Raw genomic sequence first — 22,476 nt, forward strand, 5'->3', positions numbered from 1 at the left:
GCTACTTCACCGCCGAGAAGGCGGTCGGTGCCAGCAGCAGGTTCTCCACCGAGGCGACGATCTGGCCATCCTCCTCCGTCTTCGCCCGCGCCGTTAGCCATTCCGGATCGGTGGCGAAGGTGTTCCACTTCTGCTCCCGCTCGGCCAGGCTCTCCCATTCCAGCAGGTAGTAGAGGTCCTGGTTGGAGGAGCCGACCAGCACCGTCCAGAAGCCGGCCTGCCTGATGCCGTGCTTCTCCCAGAGCTTCAGCGTGATCGTCTCGAACCGTTTCAGCAGCGCCGGCAGGCGGCCCGGCACGCAATGATAGATGCGGAGTTCATGGATCATGGTCTTGGCCCTCCCTTTGGGGAAGGTCAGACTAGCCCGCCTCCGGCAGGGCGCGAAGCGGCACCGGCCGGGTCAGCCTGGCGATCAGCGCCGATACCGCCTCGGCGGGACAGGGCCGGCTGAAAAGGTAGCCCTGCACCTGCGCCACCCCGAGCTGCCGCAGCAGTTCGAGGTGCGCATCGGTTTCCACCCCCTCGGCAATGGTCACCAGCTCCAGCGCCTCGGCCATGCTGGCGATGGCGCGGAGGATCGGCGCCGCCGTCCCCGACTCGCCGAGGTCACGGAAGAAGCTGCGGTCGATCTTCAGCTTGTCGAGCGGGAAGCTGCGCAGGTAGCCGAGCGAGGAATAGCCCGTGCCGGAATCATCGAGCGCCACCCGCACGCCTATCTCCCGCAGGCGGTGCAGGAGGTCGAGCGTGCGCTGGCTGTCGCGCAGCACCACCGCCTCGGTGATTTCGAGCTCCAGCCGCGTCGCCGGCAGCCCTGTCTCGGCCAATGTCGCAGCGACGGCACCGATCAGGCACCGCCCTTCGAGCCGCGACGGCGAGAGATTGACCGCTACATGATAGGGCCCCGGTCAGCGCGCCGCCTCGACACAGGCCCGCTGCAACACCCAGGCGTCGATCTCGGCGATCAGCCCTGACTCTTCCGCCAGCGGGATAGCTCCCCTGGCGGCACCAGGCCGCGCCGCGGATGCCGCCAGCGCAGCAGCGCCTCGAAGCCGAGCAGCCCGCCATCGATGCGCATCATCGGCTGGAAGTGAAGCACCAGCTCCCCTTTGCGCTTCAGCGCCAGGCGCAGGTCGGTCATGAGGCTGCGCCGCACCTGCAACCACTCCGCCATCGCCGGGTCGAAGAAGCGGAAGGCGCCTCGCCTGGCCTCCTTCGCCTCGTAGAGTGCCATGTCGGCATGGCGCAGCAGCCGATCGGCATCGGCCCATCCTCCGGCGCGAGGGCGATGCCGAGGCTGACCCCGATGTCGAGGCGGGTGTCGTCGAGGGCATAGCCATGCCCGACCACCCGCATCAGCCGTTCGGCGAGCGGCGCGATCGTTTCCGCCGTCGAGCGGCCCGGCAGGATGGCCGCGAACTCGTCGCCGCCCAGCCGCGCCATCAGGTCGCCCTGGCGCAGGCAGCCACCGATGCGACTCCGACGTCACGCAGCAGCCGGTCGCCCACCCCATGGCCGAGGCTGTTGTTCACCCCTCTGAAGCGGTCGAGGTCTAGGTAGAAGACCGTGAAGCCGCCTTCGGGCAGCCCGGCCACCGCCTGCGCCATAGCGTTCTGGAACATGATCCGGCTGGGCAGGCCGGTCAGCGCATCATGCAGGGCGACATGCTCGTTGCGCCGGACCATGTCCGCCCGCTCGCGCTGCGCCTGCAAGGTTCGGCGGATATCCGCATGGTGCCGGCGGACGATGGCACAGAGGGCAATGAAGCAGATCACTTCCATCGTCACCTTGGTCCAGTGCCAGTCGCCGGTCGAGATGTCCGACCGCGACCTGCGGCACCATGCTGAGGTTGATCTGGGCCATGGCGAAGCACGGCGTCGCCGCATTACGCGAGGCGATGCCGCCGACCGTGCCCATCGAGAGGGTGGCCGAGAGGACCTGCGTCGCGCCATTGGCGACGAGCAGGTAGGCGAGGGCGCAGAAGGTTCTGGTGGCGATTGCCCAGGCGATGCCCACGGCGAAGTAGCGCCGCGCCGCGCGGCGTATCGGCCGGGCACGGCTCCGGCAGCCGGCGATGGCCCGCCACCACGGCGACGCGCATCAGGAGCAGCGTCAGGTCGATCAGCAGGAAGGCGACCGGTCAGGCGCTCTCGGTCCGCATTGCGACAAAAAGGCAGAGCGAGAGCGGCGCGAGATGCCCGACGCAGAGCGAGGCTAGACGGTCGAAGAGCGGTGCGACCAGGGTGGCTGCGTCGTCCTGCTGCCAGGACCGATCTAGTGCGCCCATCCGGGCACATTCCTCTTCGGTTCATGGCGGGGCTATCATTGCGACAGCTGGGAACGCATCACCGGCTTTCATGGTCATGGTGCCGTTCGACATAGGGCGGCAGCGTGAACGAAATATAAGCGCCAACCAATCACCCGGATGCGCGGGACATGTCGCCGGGGAGGAGAAGCCCATGCATCTCTATGATTCGATCGGGCCCAATCCACGAGTCGTCCGTATGTTCATGGCCGAGCGTGGCGTCGATATCCCGAAGACTACCGTGGATCTCCGCGGCGGCGAAAACCGCCAGCCGTCCTACATGGCGAAGAACCCCGCTGGCCAACTCCCGTGCCTCGAACTCGACGACGGCAGCGTAATTGCCGAGATCACCGCGATCTGCGAATATCTCGACGAGATCACCCCCGGCGCCTCGCTCATCGGCATTACGCCGCTGGAGCGCGCCGAGACCCGCATGTGGACCCGCCGCATCGACTTCAACATCGCCGAGCCGATGCTCAACGGCTTCCGCTTCGCCGAGGGTCTCAAGCTCTTCGAGAACCGTATCCGCTGCATCCCGCAAGCGGCCGACGACCTGAAGGCGACGGCGCAGGAGCGGCTCGCCTGGCTCGACGGGCTGATCGCCGGCCGGACCTATGTCTGCGGCAAGCGGCTGAGCCTCGCCGACATCACGCTCTTCGCCTTCCTCGATTTCGGAGCCCAGGCCGGCCAGCCGATCAACCCGGCGCTCCGGGCCATCACCGCGCATCACGCGATGATGGCGGCTCGGCCCTCGGCGAAGGCCTGACGGGCTGCGGGAAGCGCTCATCGCTCCTTGACCGCCATGGCCGGGCTCAGCCCGGCCATGGCGGAACGGCAGGTCAGCCCTTGGCCAGCACCCCCTCCGCGAGCCGCGCCCAGTAGCTGGCGCCGATCGGCAGCACGGCATCGTTGAAGTCGTAGCGCGGGTGGTGGACCTGCGGGTCGGCAGGCCCCCGCCCGGCGCCGAGCATGATGTAGCTGCCGTCCTTGGCGTTCAGCATGAAGGAGAAGTCCTCGCCGCCCATGGTCGGCTTCGGCATCTCCTGCACCTTGGTCTCGCCGGCGATGGCACGCGCCGCCTCGACCGTCAGCGCCGTGCTCACGGGCTCATTGACGGTTGCCGGGTAGCCGCGGTCGAACACCGCCTTCGCCGTCGCCCCGAAGGCGGCGGCGATGCCGGTCGAGATGTCGAGGAAACGCCGCTCGAGCAGGTCACCCACCTCCGGCTTGAACCAGCGGGCGGTGCCGCAGAGCGTCACCTGCTCGGGGATGACGTTCCAGGTGTCGCCGCCCTGGATGCGGCCGATGGTGATGACGCCCGATTCCGCCGGCTCGACATTGCGCGCGACGATGGATTGCAGCGCAGTGACGATCTGCGCCGCGACCACGATCGGGTCGTTGCCCTGGTGCGGCATTGCACCATGGGCGCCCTTGCCGGTGATCTCGATCTCGATCTGCGCCGTCGCCGCCATGATCGGCCCCTCGCGCCACCAGAAGCTGCCCTCCGGCGCGCCCGGCCAGTTGTGCATGCCGAAGACGCGCTCCATCGGGAAGCGCTCGAACAGCCCTTCCTTCACCATGACATTGCCGCCGCCGCCGGCCTCCTCGGCCGGCTGGAAGATCAGGTAGACGGTGCCGGCGAAGTTGCGCGTCTCGGCAAGATACTTGGCGGCGCCGAGCAGCATGGTGGTGTGGCCGTCATGCCCGCAGGCATGCATCTTGCCGGGCGTGGCGGAGGCATGCGGCAGGCCGGTCTGCTCCTGGATCGGCAGCGCATCCATGTCGGCGCGCAGCCCGATGGCCCGCCCTGGCCCATCCTGGCCATGGATCACGCCCACCACACCGGTCTTCGCAATCCCGGTAACGACGTCGTCGCAGCCGAATTCGCGGAGCTTGTCGGCAACGATGCCGCTGGTGCGCACCTCCTCGAAGGCAATTTCGGGATGGGCATGGAAGTCCCGCCGCCACGCCGTCATCTCGGCATGAAAATCAGCGATGCGGTTCAGGATCGGCATTGCTTTGCGCCCCGGTCGATTATTATCCGGCAGCTATACTTACGGCGGGGCCCGGGGGGAAGCTTTCCCCCCGGCGGGGGTTCGGGGGCGGCACCCCCGACTACACTCCCTCCGGCCTGAGGAAAGCCAGGTCCACCCCCTCCGTTGCTTGCAAGACCTGCTCATGCACGAGCTTGTCCCAGCCCCGCTTCGGCGCCGCTGGTGGCGCCCACTTCGCGCGGCGCTGCGCCAGCTCGCTTTCCTCGACCAGCAAATCGAGCCGCCGCTCGCTGACCGAGAGCCGCACCCGGTCCCCCGTCTCGACCAGCGCCAGCGGCCCACCAGCGGCCGCCTCGGGCGTGATGTGCAGGACGATGGTGCCGAAGGCCGTCCCCGACATGCGGCAGTCGCTCATCCGCACCATGTCCTTGACGCCGGCGCGAGCCAGCTTTTTCGGGATCGGCAGGTAGCCGGCCTCCGGCATCCCGGCCGGGGTCAGCGGCCCGGCATTCTTCAGGATAAGGATGTCCTCTGGCGTCACGTCGAGCGTGTCGTCGTCGATCCGCGCAGCGAGGTCGGCGAGGCCGTCGAAGACGATGCAGCGCGCCTCGGTCTCGAAGAGGGCAGGGGTGGCGGCGCTCCGCTTGAGGATTGCCCCTTCCGGCGCCAAGCTGCCGAAGAGCGAGACGAGGCCGCCGACCGGGCTCACCGGCTCGGCGCGGGCGCGGATATAGGTGCGGTCGACGAAGGACGTGCCGGCATCGATCTGCTCGCCGAGCGTCGCCCCGGTGATGTCGATGCAGTCGAGATGCAGCAGGTCCTTGAGTTCGCGCAGCAGGGCGACCATGCCGCCGGCGGCGTGGAAGTCCTCCATATAGCCCTCGCCGGTCGGCTTCAGGTCGACCAGCACCGGCGTCTCCTCGGAGAGCGCGTCGAGCCGCTTGAGGTCGATCTTCACCCCGGCCCGCCCGGCGATGGCCGTCAGGTGGATCAGCGCATTGGTCGAGCCGCCGAGGGCGAGCAGGACTCGGAGCGCGTTCTCGACACTCTTTTCGGTGATGAGCTGCGAGGGCTTCACCGGATGGGTGATGAGGCGGACGGCGAGCTCCCCCGCCTCCTCGGCGAAGCGCAGCCGGTCGGCATGGACGGCGGGCGCGCTGGCCGCCATCAGCGGCATGAAGCCGAGCGCGGCCGCGATGCAGGCCATGGTGGAGGCGGTGCCCATCACGCCGCAGGTGCCGGCGCTCGTCGCCAGCTTGCCCTCGATCTCGCCGATGCGCTCGGCGGAGACGTCGCCCGCCCGGTAGCGCGCCCAGTAGCGGCGGCAGTCGGTGCAGGCCGCCAGCCGCTCGCCCTCGAAGCGCTGCGCCAGCATCGGCCCGGTGACGAGCATCATGCAGGGGATGTCGGCGCTGGCCGCGGCCATGAGCTGGGCGGGGACGGTCTTGTCGCAGCCGCCGATCAGCACGGCCGCATCCATCGGCTGGGCGGAGAGCATCGCCTCCGTGTCGAGCGCCATCAGGTTGCGGTAGTGCATGGAGGTCGGCGTCAGCGAGGGCTCGCAGAGGCTGACGGTCGGGAAGGCGAGGGGGAGGGAGCCGGCGGCGAGGACGCCGCGCTTCACCGCCTCGATCATCTCGGGGACGTTGCGGTGGCAGTTGTTGTAGTCGGAAGCGGTGTCGGCGATGCCGACCACCGGCTTCTCCAGCATGGCGCGGGAATAGCCCATGGAGGCGGCGAAGCTGCGGCGCAGGTAGAAGGCGAATTCCCGGTCGCCGTAATTGGCGGCGTTGCGGGAGAGGCCATGGGGCGCCTTGGGCGAGGGGTCTGTCACTGGGGGCTACTCCGGGCTGAGGCCCGCACGCTGCATCAGTGTGCGGTTCTGTGGCAATTCGCGCTCGATCCGCGCAACGGCCGCGGCCCCGCCCATGGCGGAGGGCCCGATCCCCTGCGTCGCCATGAAGGCCTGGATGCGGGGCTCCGCCAGGCCCTCGGTCAGCGCCCGCTCGATCCTGTCGGTGATGGCGCGCGGCGTGCCCGCCGGCGCCTGCACGCCATACCAGCCGGTGTAGACGAAGTCAGGGATGCCCAGTTCGGCGAAGGTCGGCACATTCGGGATCGCCGCCGGCCGGGTGGCGACGGGCTGGGCGAGGCCCTTCAGCCGGCCTTCCTCCAGATGACCCTTGCAGGCGGCGTAGAGGGCGAACATGCAATCCGTTCGTCCGGCGATGGTGTCCGTCAGCGCCGGCGGCGCGCCGTTATAGGGGACGTGCAGCATCTCCGCCCCGACCCGGCTAAGCAGGTCGAGCATCGGCAGGTGCGCTGTCGTCCCCACGCCCCAGGTGGCGTAGGAGAGGGCGTCGGGCTTCGCCTTGGCGGCCGCGATCAGCGCCTCGAAGCTCGCCCAGCGCGGATGGGCGACGAGAACGGAGAGTGTCTCGCAGACATGGGTGACATGGACGAAGTCGGCCAGCGGGTCGTAGCCCGGGTTGCGCAGCGCGAGCGGCGTGAGGGTGAAGGTGGCGATGGTGCCGAGCAGCAGGGTCAGCCCGTCCGGCTTCGCCCGCGCCACGAGCCGGGCGGCGAGGCTGGTGGAGGCGCCGGGCTTGTGGTCCATGACGAAGGTGCCGCCCAGCCGCTCCGACAGGGTCTGCGTCACGATCCGCCCGATCACGTCCGAGGCGCCGCCCGGCGCATAGGGGATGACGACCGCGACGGTCTGCCCCGCCGGCCATGGCGCCTGGGCCAGGGCCGGCGCCGCCAATGCCCCGCTTGCCGCGATCAAACCCCGCCGCCCGATCCCCGCCATGGCCGCCGCTCCCGTATCGTTGCGCCGAGCCTGCCCGCCGCACAGGCCTCTGGCAACCCGCCCGAATGATGCGGTATTCCGTTACCGCGCGCGAAAACCCGAGCTTTCCCCTTGACCTCCCGCCGGTCGGACGCCATAACCCGTGCCTCTTTCAGACCGGACAAAGCCCATTCCCATGCAACTCCAGACCCAGACGCGCTCGCTGAAGCCGGCCGAGGTCAAGAAGGCCTGGGTGGTGGTCGATGCGCAGGACCTCGTCCTCGGCCGCCTCGCCACCATCGTCGCCAACCGCCTCCGCGGTAAGCACAAGCCGCAATTCACCCCGCATGTCGATTGCGGCGACCATGTCGTCGTCGTCAACGCGGAGAAGGTGCGCGTCACCGGCCAGAAGGCCGAGCAGAAGATCTTCTACTGGCACACCGGCTTCCCGGGCGGCATCAAGGAGCGCACCGTGCGCGAGCGCCTCGAGGGCAAGTACCCCGAGCGCGTGATCGAGAAGGCCGTGGAGAGGATGATCACCCGCGGGCCGCTCGGCCGCCGCCAGATGGAAAACCTCCACGTCTATGCCGGCCCGGAGCATCCGCATGCCGGCCAGCAGCCGGTTGCGCTCGACATCGGCGCCATGAACCGCAAGAATAAGGTCCTCTGAGCATGAGCGAGCAGACGACCGGCACGCTCGCCGATCTGAAGAGCCTGGTGCAGTCCGGTGCCATCACCGGCGAGGCCCCGGCCCCCCGCGAGCCGAAGCGTGACGCCTTCGGCCGCGCCTACGCCACCGGCCGCCGCAAGAATGCCGTGGCCCGCGTCTGGGTGAAGCCCGGCAAGGGCGAGATGACCGTCAACGGCAAGCCCGTATTGACCTATTTCGCCCGGCCGGTGCTGCGGATGCTGCTCTCGCAGCCCTTCCTGGTCGCCGACCGCTACCAGCAGTTCGACGTGATCGCGACCGTTGTCGGGGGCGGCCTCTCCGGCCAGGCCGGCGCGGTGCGCCACGGCATCAGCCGCGCTCTCACGAATTTCGAGCCGGAGCTGCGGCCGATCCTGAAGAAGGCCGGCTTCCTGACCCGCGATCCGCGCGTCGTCGAGCGGAAGAAGTACGGCAAGGCGAAGGCACGACGTTCGTTCCAGTTCAGCAAGCGCTAGCCGGGGCGGACGCCGGCTCGCGCCGGCCACATGGCTGTCATACGAAGGGGGGCGGGTCCGCAAGGGCTCGCCCCTCTTGCTTTTTGGGCCGCATTGGGCGGCACTGTCCCCGAGGCTGAGGGAGCCAGGACGATGGCGAAGACCCCGACGGTGTTCATCGATGGCGAGGCCGGCACCACCGGCCTGCAGATCCGCGAGCGGCTGGCGATCCTGCCCGGAATCGCCGTCCGCTCCATCGACCCCGCCCGCCGAAAGGACCCCGAGGCCCGCCGCGCCCTGATGGCAGAAGTGGACCTCGTCGTCCTTTGCCTCCCCGACGAGGCGGCGAAGGAGAGCGCCGCGCTGGCCGCTTCGCTCGGCGACGCCGCCCCGCGGCTGCTCGACGCCAGCACCGCACACCGGGTCAACCCCGACTGGGCTTATGGCCTGCCGGAGCTGACCGCCGAGCAGCCCGCGCTGATCGCCGCCGCCCCGCGCGTCTCCAACCCCGGCTGCTACCCGACGGGCGCCATCCTGCTGCTCCGCCCGCTGGTCGAGGCCGGGCTGATGCCGGCCGACTACCCGGTCTGCGTCAACGCCATCTCCGGCTATTCCGGCGGCGGCAACGCCATGATTGCCGAATACGAGGGACGGCGAGCGCCCGATTTCGAGATCTACGGCCTCGGCCTCACCCACAAGCACGTCGCCGAGCTGCAGCACTACAGCGGCCTCACCCGGCGGCCCATCTTCATCCCCTCGGTCGGAGACTACCGCCAGGGGATGATCGACAGCATCCCGCTCCATCTCGACACCCTGCCGGGCCGACCGAAGCCCGCCGATATCGAGGCGCTGCTCGCCGCGCGCTATGCCGGCAGCGAGTATGTCCGCGTCGTGCCGGCGACGCCGAAGCTGGAGCCGCAGGCGCTCAACAACACCAACCTGCTGGAGCTGCGCGTGCACGGCAACGAGGCCCTGGGCCAGGCCGTGCTGACCGCGCGCTTCGACAATCTCGGCAAGGGCGCATCCGGCGCGGCGGTGCAGAATATCGGCCTGATGCTCGGCATCGCGGTCGAGACGCGCCTGCCGGCGGCGGCCGAATAGGGAGGACAGGAATGGGACCGCTCTACCCCTTCGAGGGCAAGCTGCCGCAAGTGAACCCGGAAGCCTGGGTCGCGCCCACCGCTGCCGTCATCGGCGACGTCACCATCGGGCCGCGCTCGAACATCTGGTACCACTGCGTCCTGCGCGGCGACACCAACTTCATCCGCATCGGTGCCGGCTCCAACATCCAAGACGGCACCATCATCCACGTCAATGCGGGGAAGCAGGCGACCAATATCGGCGATGAAGTGACGGTCGGCCATGCCGCCATCATCCATGCCTGCACACTGATGAACCGCGCCTTCGTCGGCATGGGTGCCACCGTGCTGGACGATGCGGTGATCGAGGAGGGCGGCGTGCTCGCCGCCGGCTCCGTCCTGCCGCCCGGCAAGCGCATCGCCTCGCTCGAGCTCTGGATGGGCAACCCGGCGAAGCCGGTGCGGCTGCTCACCCTCGAGCAGCGCGCCGGCTTCGACAAAACGGCGTCGCACTATGTCGAGCTGTCGGGGCGGCACCGCGCCTCGCTGAAGTAGCTGACGGAGCTCACGCTTCCCTCGGCACCACCGCACCGGTCCCCGACCGGTGCGCGTTGATGCGCTCGACGACCCAGCTTACCACCGGCCAGAGCAGCAACGCGAAGCCCATCGCCATGATGCTGCTGACCAACCAGTTGGAGAAGAACACGCGGAGGCTCCCCTGGCTGATCAGCAGCGACTGGCGGAAGGCCTCCTCGGTTCGGTCGCCCAGCACCAGGGCGAGGACCAGCGGCGCCAGCGGGTAGTCGAGCTTCTTCAGCACGTAGCCGACGACGCCGAAGATCAGCATCAGCGTGATGTCGAACTCCGCATTGCTGACGGTGAAGGCCCCGATCGCGCAGACGACGAGGATGATCGCCGCGATGATCGAGAAAGGCACGCGGAGGATCGCCGCGAACCACGGCACCGCGACCAGCACCACGATCAGCCCGACGACGTTGCCGAGATACATCGAGGCGATCAGCCCCCAGACGAAGTCCTTCTGCTCGACGAAGAGCATCGGACCCGGCTGCAGCCCCCACATGATGAGCCCGCCGAGCAGGACGGCGGCCGTCGGCGAGCCCGGAACGCCGAGCGTCAGCATCGGCAGCAGCGCCGAGGTGCCGGCCGCATGCGCCGCCGTCTCCGGCGCGATCACGCCCTCGATCCGCCCCTTGCCGAAGCTCGCGCCGTGCTTCGACATCCGCCGCGCCACGCCATAGGACATGAAGCTGGCCGGCGTGGCGCCGGCCGGCGTGATGCCCATCCAGCAGCCGATCAGCGAGGAGCGCAGCGCCAGCCACCAATGCTTCGGCAGGCTAGCCCAGACCTTCAGCACGACCCTCGCGTCGATCTTCGCCCGCTCACCCTTGAAGCGCAGCCCGTCCTCGATCGAGCAGAGGATCTCGCTGATGCCGAAGAGGCCGATGACGGCGACGAGGAAGTCAAAGCCGCGGATCATCTCCGTGCTGCCGAATGTCATGCGCAGCTGGCCGGTGACGGTGTCCATTCCCACGGCCGCCAGCAGGAAGCCGAGCATCATGGCGGAGAGTGTCTTCAACGCCGGTCCCTTGCTCATGCCGATGAAGCTGGCGAAGGAGAGGAACATCACGGCGAAAAATTCGGGCGGCCCGAAGCGCAGCGCGAAGCCCGCGATCACCGGCGCGATGAAGGTGATCATGACAATGGCGATGAAGGCGCCGACGAAGCTGCTGGTGAAGGCGGCCGTCAGCGCCTCGGCGGCCTTGCCCTGCTGCGCCATCGGATAGCCGTCGAAGGTCGTGGCGACACTCCACGGCTCGCCCGGGATGTTGAACAGGATCGAGGTGATGGCCCCGCCGAAGAGCGCGCCCCAATAGATGCAGGAGAGCATGATGATCGCCGAGACCGGCGGCATGGCGAAGGTCAGCGGCAGCAGGATGGCGATGCCATTCGCGCCGCCGAGCCCTGGCAGCACCCCGATCAGCACGCCGAGTGCAATGCCCACCAGCATCAGCAGCAGGTTCTGCGGCTCCATCACCACGGCGAAGCCCTGCATCAGCAGGCCGAGTTCTTCCATCTCTCAATACCCTAGCAAGGATTCAAGCGGCCCCTTGGGGAGCTGCACCAGGAACCAGACCTCGAAGACGAGGAAGCAGGTCACGGCTACGCCGAGGCCCGCCGCCATCGACCGCGCCCAGCCGAAGCCGCCCAGCCGGTGCATGAACCAGGCGACCAGCGCGGCGGAGGCGAGGTAGATGCCGGTGAAGGGGATCGCCGCCACGTAAAGCGCCGTCGGCACCAGCACGGAGGCCACCAGCCGCAGCTGACCCCAGCTGGCGAAGAGCCCGCTCTCCGCCCGCGCCCGCACCGCCTGCAGCAGCGTCCCCGCGCTCGCCGCGACGAGGATCACGCCGATCCAGAAGGGGAAGGTGCCGGATTGCGGCCCATCCGCACCCCAGCCCGTGCCGATCCTGAGGCTGTCGCCGATCGCCGCCGTCCCGGCCAGCGCGAAGGCCAGCGCCGTGCCGGCCTCCACCATGCTCATGCGGAGCCCGCGTCCGGCGCTCATGCCAGGAACCCCGCCTCCTGCATCAGCGTGCGGTGCCGCGCCTCCTCCTTCGTCAGCCAGGCGCGGAAGGCATCGCCCGTCATGCTCGTGCTGTTGAAGGCGCCCTGCTGCATCAGCTCGCGCCAGTCCGGCGTCTCGCGCACCTTCTCGAGCAGCCCTTCGTAGAAGGCGACCTGCGCCGGCTGGACGCCTGCCGGCATGAAGATGCCACGCAGCATCAGGTATTCGACATCGAGCCCGGTCTCCTTCGCGGTCGGGATGTCGGACCAGGCCATGGTCTCCGTCATCTTCTCGGTATTGGCGAGGCGCTGGCTGTCGAAGACGCAGAGCGGGCGGAGCGCACCGGAGCGCCAATGCGTCACCGCCTCGATCGGGTTGTTAACGCTGGCGTCGACATGCTTGCCGACAAGCTGCACCGCGACCTCGCCGCCGCCGCGATAGGGCACGTAGGTGAGCTGCGCGCCCGTCGCCTTGCCGATGGCGACGGCGATGATCTGGTCCTCTTGCTTCGAGCCGGTGCCGCCGAGCTTCAGCCGCTCCTGCTTCGCCGCGGCGATGAACTCGGCCGCCGTCTTCCAGGGCGACTCCGCATTCACCCAGAGCACGAATTCGTCGAGCGCCAGCATGGCGACCGGCGTCAGGTCCTGCCAGTTGAAGGGCACGCCGGTCGCCATCGGTGTGGTGAAGAGGTTGGAGAGGGTGATGACGATCATGTGCGGGTTGCCCCGCGCGCCCTTGGCCTCGAGGAAGCCTTCCGCCCCCGCGCCGCCGGCCTTGTTCACCACGACCATCGGCTGGCGCATCAGCTTGTGCTTGGAGACGATGCCCTGGATGACCCGCGCCATCTGGTCGGCGCCGCCGCCGGTGCCGGCCGGGACGATGAACTGCACCGGCCGCGTCGGCTCCCAGCCTTTCTGGGCAATGGCGGGAGAGACGAGGGCGGCCGCACCGGCCCCGATCAGCAGCGAACGGCGGAAGCATCCAGCAGGTGGCATTCTCGTTTCTCCGGCAATGCGTTGCGGTCGTGGAACCGCATCAGGACCCCCGGGTTGCGGCGGAAATTGAGGTAAATCAACGAAAAGCGTGTAAAGCGCCGCCACGGCCCCACTTGCCCGCCGCCCGCCGCTGATGCAGAGAAAGGCCCGAAGTCGCCGGAGGAAGCACCCCCATGCCCGCCATCAGCACCCTCGCCGAACTCCTCGCGGCCGGGGCCGCCGACCGGCCCGCCATCCGCGCGCCCGAGCGCCCGCCGCTGAGCTATGCCGGCCTCCGTGCGCTCGCGGAGCGGACGCTCGCCAGCCTCAACGGCATGGGCATCGGCCGCGGCGACCGCGTGGCGATCGTCCTGCCGAACGGCCCCGAGATGGCCGCCGCCTTCGTCGCCATCGCCGGCGCCGCCACCACCGCGCCGCTGAACCCCGCCTACAAGGACGAGGAGTTCGAGTTCTACCTGACCGACCTCAAGGCCAAGGCGCTGGTCGTGCAGCAGGGGATGGAGACGCCTGCCCGGGCCGTCGCCGCCCGTCTCTCCGTCCCCGTGCTGGAGCTGGTCCCCGGCGAGGCCGCAGGCGAGTTCACCCTGGCCGGCGGCAACCCGGCGGCCGCCGCGCAGCCCGGCCCAGCTGGCGCCGACGATGTCGCCCTCGTGCTGCACACTTCCGGCACCACGGCGCGCCCGAAGATCGTGCCGCTGACGCACACCAATGTCACCGCCTCGGCCGGCAGCATCGCGGCGACGCTGAAGCTGACGCCGGAGGATGCCTGCCTCAACGTCATGCCGCTCTTCCACATCCATGGGCTGATCGCGGCGACGCTCTCCTCGCTCTCCGCCGGCGCCTCGGTGATCTGCACGCCCGGCTTCAACGCGCTGCGCTTCTTCGGCTGGCTCGATGCCGAGCGCCCGACCTGGTACACCGCCGTGCCGACCATGCATCAGGCGATCCTTCAGCGTGCCGAGCGCAACCGGGAGATCATCGCCCGCGCGCCGCTGCGCTTTCTTCGCTCCTCCTCCGCCTCGCTGCCGGCCCAGGCGATGCGCGACCTCGCCACCGCCTTCAACGCCCCGGTCATCGAGGCCTACGGCATGACTGAGGCCAGCCACCAGATGTGCAGCAACCCGCTGCCGCCGCGGGCGCAGAAGCCCGGCTTGGTCGGCCTGCCGGCGGGCCCGGAGGTCGCCATCATGGCCGATGACGGCAGCATCCTGCCGCAGGGCGAGATCGGCGAGGTCGTCATCCGCGGCCCCAACGTCACCAAGGGCTACGAGGCGAACCCCGAGGCCAACGCCAAGGCCTTCACCAATGGCTGGTTCCGCACCGGCGACCAGGGCATGCTCGACGAGGACGGCTACCTGATGCTGACGGGGCGCCTGAAGGAGCTGATCAAGCGCGGCGGCGAGCAGGTCAGCCCGCTCGAGGTCGATGGCATCCTCTCCGAGCATCCGGCCGTCGCCCAGGCGCTCACCTTCTCCATCCCGCACCCGATGCTTGGCGAGGAGGTCGGCGCTGCCGTCGTCCTGCGCGAGGGGATGGAATGCAGCGAGCGCGAGCTGCGCGACTTCGCGGCCAAGCACCTCGCCGACTTCAAGGTGCCGCGCAAGGTCGTCTTCCTCCCCGAGATCCCGAAGGGGGCGACGGGCAAGCTGATGCGCATCGGCCTCGCCGAGAAGCTGGGCATTACCGCATGAAGATCTGCATCTACGGCGCCGGCGCCATCGGCGGCCTCATGGCGGCGAAGCTGGCCGCCAAGGGCGACACCGAAGTGACGGTCATCGCCCGCGGCCCGCATCTTGCGGCCATGCAGGCGAGCGGCCTCAAGCTGATCAGCGATGGCCAGGAGAGCATCACCCGCCCGCGCTGCGTCGCGACCGCCGAGGAGGCGGGGCCGCAGGACTATGTGCTGATTACGCTGAAGGCCCATTCGCTGCCCGGCGTCGCGCGGCAGATGCAGCCGCTGCTCGGGCCGCAGACGACCATCGTCTCCGCCGTCAACGGCATCCCCTGGTGGTATTTCTACAAGCTCCCCGGCCCCTACGAGGACCGCCGCGTCGCCAGCGTCGATCCGGACGGCGCGCTTTGGGAGGCGCTGCACCCCTCGCGCGTCCTCGGCTGCATCATCTACCCGGCCGCCGACGTGCCGGAGCCGGGCGTCGTCAACCACACCTATGGCGACCGCTTCTCGCTCGGCGAGCCGGATGGCAGCCGGTCGGAGCGGGCAGGGGCCTTGTCCGCCGCCCTGGTGGCCGCCGGCTTCAAGGCGCCGGTGCGGCCCAAGATCCGCGACGAGATCTGGGTGAAGCTCTGGGGCAACCTCGCCTTCAACCCGCTCTCCGCGCTGACCGGCGCGACGCTCGACGTCATCACCGGCGAGGGCGAGCTGCGCGCAGTCTGCCGCGCCATGATGCTGGAGGCGCAAGCCATCGCCGAGGCGCTCGGCACCCGCTTCGCCATCGATGTCGACAAGCGCATCGCCGGCGGCGCCGAGGTCGGCGCGCACAAGACTTCCATGCTGCAGGATCTGGAGCGCGGCCGGCCGATGGAGATCGACGCGCTGCTCGGCGTCATCGTCGAGCTGTCGGAACTGGTGGACCAGCCGGCGCCCACATGCCGCACCGTGCTCGCCCTGTTGCGCACCCGCGCCCGCCTCGCCGGGTGCTACTGACCGCAAGCTTGGGTTGCGGTGCGGTCGCCGTGACACCAATTGTCCGTCCGGATCGGCCGGGCCATAATCCGGCCCGGAGATGACGCGCATGCGACGGAGACTGCCCTCGCTCATGGCCGCTGCCCTGCTCGCGCTGACGGGCTGCGGCGCCCCCCAGCCCTATGCCACGCTGCCACGCGACGCCGTCACCGGCGCCGGCGACCCGACGCGCGCCGCCATCATCGGCAGCGCCTACGCCTTCGCCAGCCGCCCCGCCGGCCCGGAGGCCGCCCGCGCCGCCGCCGAGGTCGAATACCTCGCCACCGAGATTCCGTCTGGCCCGCGCTGGATCGATTTCAACCCGACCATCGCCCTCAGCCTGCGCGATGCCCGCGCCGAACTGCACGAGGCCCTCGGCATCGCCGGGGATGCGCCGCCGCAGGCGGTGGTCGATGGCCTCTTCGCCGCCTCCCGCGCGCTGCGCCGGGGCGATGCGGGGGCGGCCCGCGCCGCGCTCGGCGCACCGGCCTTTCCGGATGGCGCCGCCACCCTGCAACGGCTCGCCCGCCTGCCCGACCTGCCCCGCACCCGCACCGCCACCGCGCTGGCCGAGCGCGAACTCTATCGCGTGGAGCAGGACAACCAGATCTCCTCCGGTGGGGATGGGGCCAAGCTGTGACCACACATCTGGGGGAACGCTCACGATGATCCGGACCGCCCTGCCGCTCGCCGCCCTGCTCGCGCTCGGCGCCTGCGCCCTACCGCCGCCGCCCGAATCCGCAAGCCTGCCGGCCGATGCCGTCATCGGCGCGGGCGACCCGCTGCGCAGCGCCATCGCCAATACCTCGGTCGCCTTCTCCAGCCAGGCCCTGCTCGCCGGTCGCCCGGCCGAGGCCGCCCGCGCCGTGGCGCAGATGGAGTGGCTGGCGGTCGAGATGCCGACCAACCCGCGCCTCACCAGCGTCTCGCCCAGCATCATCGGCCAGATGGCCGCCGCCCGGGCCGAGTGGCGCGCGGCCCTCGGCATCGCCCCCGACGTGCCGGCGCAGCCGGTCATCAATGGGCTCTACGCCGCCGCCCGGGCGCTCAGCGCGCAGCAGGGAGACCCGGCCGCCGCCCTCTCCACTTCCGCCTTCCCGCAGGGCGGTCAGGCGACGCTGCTCCGGCTCGCCGCGCTGCCCAGCCTGCCGCTGACGAACTCCGCCGCGGTTACCGCGACGGATGCCATCCGCCAGCGCGACTCCCAATCGAACCGCCGCCTGTGATGCGCCGGTCCGGCCTGGTCCTGGTTCTCGCCTTTGCCGGCTGCGCCGAGATGCAGCAGCGTCCGCCGGCGCCTCCTTCGGACCTCGCCGCCGGCGCCTCGGACCCGGCGCGGGCGGCGATCGAGGGGGCGGCCCAGGCCTTCGCAGATCGTGGCCGCGGCCTCTCCGGGCAGCCGGCCGCCGCTGCGATAGCCGCCGCCCGGCTCGAGTATGCGACCGAGGCGCTGGAGCGCGACCCGCGCTTCGCCCCGGTGCCGGAGGCGGTGCGCCGCCAGATGCAGCTCGCCCGCGCCGAGCTGCGGGATGCGCTCGGCGTTCAGGAGGCGGCGGCGCCCCGCCCGGTAATCGACGCCCTGCTCGCCGCCGCCCGCGGGCTCCGCGCCAACAATCCGCCTGCCGCCGCCCGTGCGGTGCCGGCACCGCTCTTCCGTCCCGGCGGTGAGCGATCGGTCGCAAGGCTCGGCGAGCTTGGCCCCCTGCCGCAGACCTCCAACGCCACCGCCCTGCTCGCCCAGCTGATCTCTCAGCTCGATGCCGAGGGCGGTTGGACCGGCACCCGGCAGGCGGAGACGAGCGGCGTCAACATCACTACCTTCGGCCTCGGCAACGGCGGCATCGGCTACTAGCGGGGCCGCTGGCCCCCGCCTATCCTCCGCCCCAATCCCCGGGGAGGACCTTAGCCATGACCGCCACCATCGTCTCGCCGCGCCTGATGCGCATCGGCGGCGGCAGCGTCGCGCAGGCCGCCGAGGTGCTCGGCCTCTTCGGCCTCTCCCAACCGCTCGTCGTCACCGACCCGTGGATGGTTTCCTCCGGCACCATCGAGCGCGCGCTGCTGTCCCCGCTGCGTGCCGCCGGCCTCCGCCTCGAGGTCTTCAGCGAGACCGTCCCCGATCCGACCGACACCGTCATCGAGGCCGGCGCCGCCCTGTTGCGCGGCGGCGGTTTCGATAGCCTGATCGGCTTTGGCGGCGGCAGCCCGATGGACACGGCGAAGGCCATGGCCATCCTCGCCGCCGCCCCGGCAGGCGCCAAGATGCGCGACTTCAAGGTCCCCGCCCAGGCCGATCGCGGCCTCGTCCCCGTTATCTGCATCCCGACCACCGCCGGCACCGGTTCGGAGGCGACGCGCTTCACCGTCATCACCGACACGGAGACCGAGGAGAAGATGCTGATCGCCGGCCTCGGCGCCCTGCCGCTTGCCGCCATCGTCGATTACGAGCTGACCTTCAGCGTTCCGCCGCGCACCACCGCCGATACGGGCATCGACAGCCTGACCCATGCGCTCGAGGCCTATGTCTCGAAGCGCGCCAACCCGCATGCCGACAGCCTGGCCCTCTCGGCCATGCAGCTGATCGGCCGCCATCTCCGCCCGGCCTACCACCAGCCCCGGAATGCCGCGGCGCGCGAGGCAATGATGCTTGGCGCCATGCAGGCAGGCCTCGCTTTCTCCAACTCCTCTGTCGCGCTCGTCCATGGCATGAGCCGCCCGATCGGCGCGCATTTCCATGTGCCGCACGGCCTCTCCAACGCCATGCTGCTGCCCGCAGTCACCGAATTCGGGTTGAACGATGCCCTGCCGCGCTATGCCGAGGCGGCGCGGGCCATTGGCGTCGCCACCCGCGAGGACAGCGACGAGGCCGCCGCCTCCAGGCTGCTGGAGGAGCTGCGCGCGCTGAACCAGGAGCTCGGCGTGCCGACGCCGAAGGAGTACGGCATCGGCGGCAACCGCTGGGAGGGGCTGCTGCCGCTCATGGCGAAGCAGGCGCTCGCCTCCGGCAGCCCCGCCAACAACCCGCGGGTACCGACCGAGGCGGAGATCGTCGATCTCTACCGCCGCATCTACGGGTGAGCCGGGGCGGGGATGGGTTTCTTCCTCGCCCTTGCGAGCTCCCTTCGGTCAGCTCCGGACGGAACCCCGCCACCGCCCATGCCACCGCGCCAGCGCCTCCGCCGGCAGCGGCCGGCTGACCAGGTAGCCCTGCGCATGATGCACGCCGAGGCCACGGACCACCTGCCAGATCCGCTGGTCGGACACCCCCTCGGCTATCACCTGCTTCCCTGAGGCCTCCGCCAGCCGCACCATGCGCCGCACCTCGCGCCGGGCATGGGCATCGCCCGGCAGCTGCTCGACGAGCGATCGGTCCAGCTTCAGCGCGGCGAAGGGCAGGCCGAAGAGCCAGCTCCGCTCGTCATGCAGGATGATGTCGTCGAGCAGCACCCGGTGACCCGCCTCGCGCAGCCGCATCAGCGCCCGGCGCAGCGCCGAGCGGTCCCTGACTTCGGTGGTCTCGGTCAGCTCCAGCGCCACCTGCCGCGGATGCAGCCCGCCTGCCCGCAGGGCCCGGTGCAGCCAGGCCGGCAGGTCCGGCAGCAGCAGCTGGCCGAGCGGCAGGTTGACCGAGACGCTGAGCCGCAGCCTTTGCCAGAGTGGCGCCAGCTCCGCCGCCGCCCGCGTAGCCACCAGCATGGAGAGGGCGCGTACCAGCCCGCTGCTCTCGGCCAGCGGGACGAAGCGGTCAGGCGAGATCAGCGTTGGCGGCTTGTGCCAGCGTGCAAGGGCCTCGACCATCACCGGCCGCCGGTCGGCGAAGCGCACGACTGGCTGATAATGCACGGAAACCTCGCCATTGCTCAGCCCGGCGGCCAGGTCAGCCGCGTCGCCCTGCAGTCCCAGCAGAGGTGCGACCTCGGAATGGGCAGCCAGCCATGGTGTCGGTGGCCCGGCGACCCTCGTCATCGACCTGGACGTCTTTCCATCTGGAGCCGCGGCACGATAGAGAGTGCGATGCAATGGCGCTATGACTAAATTCGACATTATTCACGTTTTATTGAGATCGCTACCCGTTTTGTCATGCCTGCATGGCGTTGGCACTGCCGGTCGCCAACCCGAATTTCCCCGGCCGGCGACGACGAATGCAGGCTAGCCGCCAGGTACCTTTCAACGGGACCGCCCTCTCTGGGCGGTGATTGCGAACCACCGCGCCGCACGGCTTTGCATTCGCCAAAAGCACCGAGGAGGCCGCTGTCCTCTCCGGGATTCCTGGGTCAGACGCCAGCGGGCGCCTGCTTTGGCGCCACCGCGGGCGCTTCCACGCCGCGGCGCAGCCGATCCTTCCCCGTGTAGAGCACGATCGGCGCGGCGATGAAGACCGAGGACGACGCGCTCACCACGATGCCGAACAGCATCACCCAGGCGAAGCCCGCCAGCGTGTCGCCGCCGAAGAAGGCGAGCGGCACCGCCGAAAGCAGCAGCGTCATCGAGGTGCCGAGCGAACGGTTCAGCGTCTCGTTGATCGACTGGTCGACCAGTTGCCGCAGCGGCATCGTCTTGTACTTGCGCAGGTTCTCCCGCATCCGGTCGAACACCACCACCTTGTCGTTCGCCGAGAAGCCGATGACGGTGAGGATCGCCGCCACCGTCGTGAGATTGAACTCGATCCCGAACAGCACCATGAAGCCGACGGTCTTGGTCGTGTCGAGCACCAGCGTGACGATAGCAGCGATGGCGAACTGCCATTCGAAGCGGAACCAGATGTAGATCAGCATCGCCAGCAGGCTGATGCCGAGCGCAATCATCCCGCCGAGGAAGAGCTCGTCCGAGACGCGGTTGCCCACCGCTTCCACGCGGAGGATGCGCGCCCCCGGCGCCACCTGCTCCACGCCCTCGCGCACCTTGTTGACCGCCGCTTGGGTACCGCCCTCATCCGCCTGTACGGGCAGCCGCAACAGTACCGTCTCGGCATCGCCGAATTGCTGCAGCCCAACATCGCCGAGATCGAGGCCGGACACCTTCGTCCGCAGCGCCGCGAGGTCGGCAGGTCCCTGCGTCCGCACCTCCATGACGATGCCGCCCTTGAAGTCGATGCCCTTCTCCAACCCTGGATAAAAGGCCCCCACCAGCGAAGCGGTGGAGAGGATGGCCGAGACCATCAGCCCCACCCGCGCCCCCTTCATGAAGGGGATATGCGTCACGTCGGGGATGATGCGGAACAGCGGTCGCGCCAAGCGCTCCCGCAAGCCGCGCCCATCCTCCAGCACCGGCAGGGTCTTCGGCCGCGTCCAGCGGTACCAGGTGGAGACCATCAGCCGCACCAGCGTCGTCGCCGTCCACATCTGCACGATGGTGCCGATGGCGACCGTCACCGCGAAGCCCTTCACCGGCCCGCTGCCGAAGCCGTAGAGGCAGGCCATAGCGATGAGGTTCGTCAGGTTGCTGTCCATAATGGTGCCGGAGGCCTTGGTGAAGCCCGCCTCCAGCGCGCTGAGCGGCGGCCGTCCGTTCTTCACCTCCTCGCGGATGCGCTCGTTGATGAGGATATTGGCATCGAGCGCCGTCCCCAGCGTCAGCACGATGCCCGCGATGCCCGGCAGCGTCAGCGTCGCCTCCAGCACCGAGAGCGCCGCGAGCAGGAAGACGATATTCACCAGCAGCGCCAGGTTGGCGAACCAGCCGAACAGACCGTAGGCGAAGCCCATATAGAGGAAGACGAAGACCGCCCCTGCCGCCAGCGCGAGGATGCCGGCGCGGATCGCATCCGCCCCGAGCTCCGGCCCGACCGTCCGCTCCTCCACCACCGTCAGCGGCGCCGGGAGCGCGCCCGCCCGCAGCAGCACGGCGAGGTCGTTCGCCCCGCGCGCGTCGAAACTGCCGCTGATCTGGCCCCGTCCGCCGGTGATCGGCTCGCGGATGACCGGCGCCGTGATAACCTTGTTGTCGAGCACGATGGCGAAGGGCCGCCCCACATTCGTCCGCGTCACATCGGCGAAGCGCCGCGTCCCCGTCGAGTCGAAGGCGAAGTTGACCACCCACTCGCCCGTCCGGTTGTCCTGCCCGGCCCGCGCATCGGTGAGGTTGGCACCATCCACCTCGACCCTCCGACGTACCGCGTAGCGTGGCGCCGGCTGCCCGCCGCGCGCCTCGCCGTCGAGGAACTGCACCCCCGGCGGCGGCGTCGGCGAGGCTGGATTGGCCGTCTCATCAAGCAGGTGGAAGGTCATCCGCGCCGTCTGCCCGAGCAGCTGCTTGATCCGGTTCGGGTCCTCGACGCCAGGCAGCTGCACCAGGATGCGCGCCTGCCCCTGCCGTGCGATCAGCGCCTCGGAGACACCCGTCTCGTCGATTCGTCGCCTGACGATTTCGATCGACTGCTCGACCGCCCCCGTCGCCTTGGCCCTAAGCCCCGCCTCGCTCAACGTCGCGGTGACCAGTCCGTCCGGCGTCGCGGCCACGTCGATATCCGGCACCGTGTTGCCGAGGCTGGTCGGGATCTGGTTCGCCTGCTCCCGCAGCACGGCCATCGCCGCCTGCGCCTGGCCCGGGTCGCGCACGCGCATCGAAACCCGCCGCTGTCCCGGCTCCGCCGCCAGGTTGACATACCCGATATTGGCCGCCCGCAGCCTGCCCCGCGCCGCATCGGCCAGGCTCTCCAGCCGCTCCTTCACCACCGCGTCCATGTCGACCTCAAGCAGCAGGTAGGAGCCGCCGCGCAGGTCAAGGCCGAGCGAGAACTGCCGCGCCCAGGACGGCAGCGAGGATTTGGGAAAGAGATTCGGAGCGCAAAGCAGCACCCCGAGCAGGCAGACCGCCAGGATGGACAGGGTCTTCCAGCGGGCGAAGAACATCATGATCGGGTGCTACTCATCGGAATTACGGGAACTTTCGGCGCCGGGTGCCAT

Annotated in this window: 24 protein-coding genes and 1 pseudogene; 11 read left to right on the top strand and 14 right to left on the bottom strand. The window is 69.7% G+C overall.

What is annotated here, in order from left to right; genetic code table 11:
• Nucleotide 1: 1 nt before the first annotated feature.
• The 6 genes and pseudogenes from JMJ56_RS04515 to JMJ56_RS04540 form a co-directional block, all read right to left on the bottom strand.
• Nucleotides 2-328 (bottom strand): NIPSNAP family protein, encoded by a 327-nt coding sequence (locus tag JMJ56_RS04515; protein WP_043363629.1) that lies wholly within the window; start codon nucleotides 326-328, stop codon nucleotides 2-4.
• A 31-nt stretch (nucleotides 329-359) separates the two neighbouring features.
• Nucleotides 360-887, bottom strand: a pseudogene (locus tag JMJ56_RS04520) (EAL domain-containing protein); the annotation flags it as partial.
• Nucleotides 888-961: 74 nt separating this feature from the next.
• A complete protein-coding gene (locus JMJ56_RS34775; protein WP_268884930.1) occupies nucleotides 962-1,231 on the bottom strand; it encodes an EAL domain-containing protein in 270 nt (89 codons plus the stop codon).
• A complete protein-coding gene (locus tag JMJ56_RS35455) occupies nucleotides 1,135-1,440 on the bottom strand; it encodes a diguanylate cyclase domain-containing protein (protein ID WP_202830387.1) in 306 nt (101 codons plus the stop codon). Before JMJ56_RS35455 ends, JMJ56_RS34775 begins: the two co-directional genes overlap by 97 nt.
• Nucleotides 1,440-1,778, bottom strand: a complete 339-nt coding sequence (locus JMJ56_RS04535) for a diguanylate cyclase domain-containing protein (RefSeq protein WP_202830388.1) — start codon at nucleotides 1,776-1,778, stop codon at nucleotides 1,440-1,442. The genes JMJ56_RS35455 and JMJ56_RS04535 overlap by 1 nt, the downstream gene beginning before the upstream one ends.
• A 359-nt stretch (nucleotides 1,779-2,137) precedes the next feature.
• Complete coding sequence (locus JMJ56_RS04540; RefSeq protein WP_202830389.1) at nucleotides 2,138-2,284, bottom strand: hypothetical protein; 147 nt, start codon at nucleotides 2,282-2,284, stop codon at nucleotides 2,138-2,140.
• Between the two features lie 172 nt (nucleotides 2,285-2,456).
• On the opposite strand from JMJ56_RS04540, the gene JMJ56_RS04545 reads away from it, so the two are divergent.
• A complete protein-coding gene (locus JMJ56_RS04545; protein ID WP_202830390.1) occupies nucleotides 2,457-3,068 on the top strand; it encodes a glutathione S-transferase family protein in 612 nt (203 codons plus the stop codon).
• Between the two features lie 73 nt (nucleotides 3,069-3,141).
• On the opposite strand, the gene JMJ56_RS04550 is transcribed toward JMJ56_RS04545, so the two are convergent.
• The 3 genes from JMJ56_RS04550 to JMJ56_RS04560 form a co-directional block, all read right to left on the bottom strand.
• Nucleotides 3,142-4,317, bottom strand: a complete 1,176-nt coding sequence (locus JMJ56_RS04550; RefSeq protein WP_202830391.1) for a M20 aminoacylase family protein — start codon at nucleotides 4,315-4,317, stop codon at nucleotides 3,142-3,144.
• Between the two features lie 100 nt (nucleotides 4,318-4,417).
• Nucleotides 4,418-6,130 carry a dihydroxy-acid dehydratase gene (locus JMJ56_RS04555; protein WP_202830392.1) on the bottom strand — a complete coding sequence of 571 codons (1,713 nt, stop codon included), beginning with the start codon at nucleotides 6,128-6,130 and terminating at the stop codon, nucleotides 4,418-4,420.
• A gap of 6 nt (nucleotides 6,131-6,136) precedes the next feature.
• A complete protein-coding gene (locus JMJ56_RS04560) occupies nucleotides 6,137-7,105 on the bottom strand; it encodes a Bug family tripartite tricarboxylate transporter substrate binding protein (RefSeq protein ID WP_202830393.1) in 969 nt (322 codons plus the stop codon).
• Between the two features lie 175 nt (nucleotides 7,106-7,280).
• On the opposite strand from JMJ56_RS04560, the gene rplM reads away from it, so the two are divergent.
• The 4 genes from rplM (at nucleotide 7,281) to JMJ56_RS04580 (ending at nucleotide 9,861) form a co-directional block, all read left to right on the top strand.
• The gene (rplM, locus tag JMJ56_RS04565; RefSeq protein ID WP_202830394.1) at nucleotides 7,281-7,754 is read left to right on the top strand and encodes a 50S ribosomal protein L13; all 474 of its coding nucleotides are present in this window, start codon (nucleotides 7,281-7,283) and stop codon (nucleotides 7,752-7,754) included.
• Nucleotides 7,755-7,756: 2 nt separating this feature from the next.
• Nucleotides 7,757-8,248, top strand: a complete 492-nt coding sequence (gene rpsI / locus JMJ56_RS04570; protein WP_202830395.1) for a 30S ribosomal protein S9 — start codon at nucleotides 7,757-7,759, stop codon at nucleotides 8,246-8,248.
• A 132-nt stretch (nucleotides 8,249-8,380) separates the two neighbouring features.
• Nucleotides 8,381-9,328, top strand: coding sequence for an N-acetyl-gamma-glutamyl-phosphate reductase (gene argC / locus JMJ56_RS04575; protein ID WP_202830396.1), 948 nt, complete (start codon nucleotides 8,381-8,383; stop codon nucleotides 9,326-9,328).
• Between the two features lie 11 nt (nucleotides 9,329-9,339).
• A complete protein-coding gene (locus JMJ56_RS04580; RefSeq protein WP_202830397.1) occupies nucleotides 9,340-9,861 on the top strand; it encodes a gamma carbonic anhydrase family protein in 522 nt (173 codons plus the stop codon).
• Nucleotides 9,862-9,871: 10 nt separating this feature from the next.
• Here the strand turns inward: JMJ56_RS04580 and JMJ56_RS04585 are convergent, their stop codons facing one another.
• Genes JMJ56_RS04585 through JMJ56_RS04595 form a run of 3 tightly spaced genes read right to left on the bottom strand, consistent with a single transcriptional unit; the run spans nucleotide 9,872 to nucleotide 12,888 of the window.
• Nucleotides 9,872-11,401: a tripartite tricarboxylate transporter permease gene (locus tag JMJ56_RS04585; protein ID WP_202830398.1), complete on the bottom strand. Its 1,530-nt coding sequence runs from the start codon at nucleotides 11,399-11,401 to the stop codon at nucleotides 9,872-9,874.
• Between the two features lie 3 nt (nucleotides 11,402-11,404).
• On the bottom strand, nucleotides 11,405-11,893 hold the full coding sequence (locus tag JMJ56_RS04590; RefSeq protein WP_202830399.1) for a tripartite tricarboxylate transporter TctB family protein: 489 nt from the start codon (nucleotides 11,891-11,893) through the stop codon (nucleotides 11,405-11,407).
• The gene (locus JMJ56_RS04595) at nucleotides 11,890-12,888 is read right to left on the bottom strand and encodes a Bug family tripartite tricarboxylate transporter substrate binding protein (RefSeq protein ID WP_202830400.1); all 999 of its coding nucleotides are present in this window, start codon (nucleotides 12,886-12,888) and stop codon (nucleotides 11,890-11,892) included. Before JMJ56_RS04595 ends, JMJ56_RS04590 begins: the two co-directional genes overlap by 4 nt.
• Nucleotides 12,889-13,061: 173 nt before the next feature.
• Here JMJ56_RS04595 and JMJ56_RS04600 point away from each other — a divergent pair, with 173 nt between their 5' ends.
• From JMJ56_RS04600 to JMJ56_RS04625, 6 genes are all read left to right on the top strand, one after another.
• On the top strand, nucleotides 13,062-14,579 hold the full coding sequence (locus JMJ56_RS04600; RefSeq protein ID WP_202830401.1) for an acyl--CoA ligase: 1,518 nt from the start codon (nucleotides 13,062-13,064) through the stop codon (nucleotides 14,577-14,579).
• Entirely contained in the window at nucleotides 14,576-15,553 is a 978-nt protein-coding gene (locus JMJ56_RS04605; protein ID WP_202830402.1) for a 2-dehydropantoate 2-reductase, read from the top strand. The genes JMJ56_RS04600 and JMJ56_RS04605 overlap by 4 nt, the downstream gene beginning before the upstream one ends.
• Nucleotides 15,554-15,641: 88 nt before the next feature.
• Nucleotides 15,642-16,211 carry a hypothetical protein gene (locus JMJ56_RS04610; RefSeq protein WP_202830403.1) on the top strand — a complete coding sequence of 190 codons (570 nt, stop codon included), beginning with the start codon at nucleotides 15,642-15,644 and terminating at the stop codon, nucleotides 16,209-16,211.
• A 25-nt stretch (nucleotides 16,212-16,236) separates the two neighbouring features.
• A complete protein-coding gene (locus JMJ56_RS04615; protein WP_202830404.1) occupies nucleotides 16,237-16,797 on the top strand; it encodes a hypothetical protein in 561 nt (186 codons plus the stop codon).
• On the top strand, nucleotides 16,797-17,423 hold the full coding sequence (locus tag JMJ56_RS04620; protein ID WP_202830405.1) for a hypothetical protein: 627 nt from the start codon (nucleotides 16,797-16,799) through the stop codon (nucleotides 17,421-17,423). Before JMJ56_RS04615 ends, JMJ56_RS04620 begins: the two co-directional genes overlap by 1 nt.
• A 56-nt stretch (nucleotides 17,424-17,479) precedes the next feature.
• On the top strand, nucleotides 17,480-18,649 hold the full coding sequence (locus tag JMJ56_RS04625) for an iron-containing alcohol dehydrogenase (RefSeq protein ID WP_202830406.1): 1,170 nt from the start codon (nucleotides 17,480-17,482) through the stop codon (nucleotides 18,647-18,649).
• A 48-nt stretch (nucleotides 18,650-18,697) separates the two neighbouring features.
• Here JMJ56_RS04625 and JMJ56_RS04630 read toward each other — a convergent pair whose 3' ends face one another.
• Together JMJ56_RS04630 and secD are read right to left on the bottom strand one after the other, a co-directional pair.
• Nucleotides 18,698-19,537 carry an EAL domain-containing protein gene (locus JMJ56_RS04630; protein ID WP_202830407.1) on the bottom strand — a complete coding sequence of 280 codons (840 nt, stop codon included), beginning with the start codon at nucleotides 19,535-19,537 and terminating at the stop codon, nucleotides 18,698-18,700.
• 308 nt (nucleotides 19,538-19,845) lie between these two features.
• Nucleotides 19,846-22,425, bottom strand: a complete 2,580-nt coding sequence (gene secD / locus JMJ56_RS04635; protein ID WP_202830408.1) for a protein translocase subunit SecD — start codon at nucleotides 22,423-22,425, stop codon at nucleotides 19,846-19,848.
• Nucleotides 22,426-22,476: the final 51 nt, after the last annotated feature.

Source organism: Belnapia arida (assembly GCF_016773205.1).
Classification (GTDB): domain Bacteria; phylum Pseudomonadota; class Alphaproteobacteria; order Acetobacterales; family Acetobacteraceae; genus Belnapia; species Belnapia arida.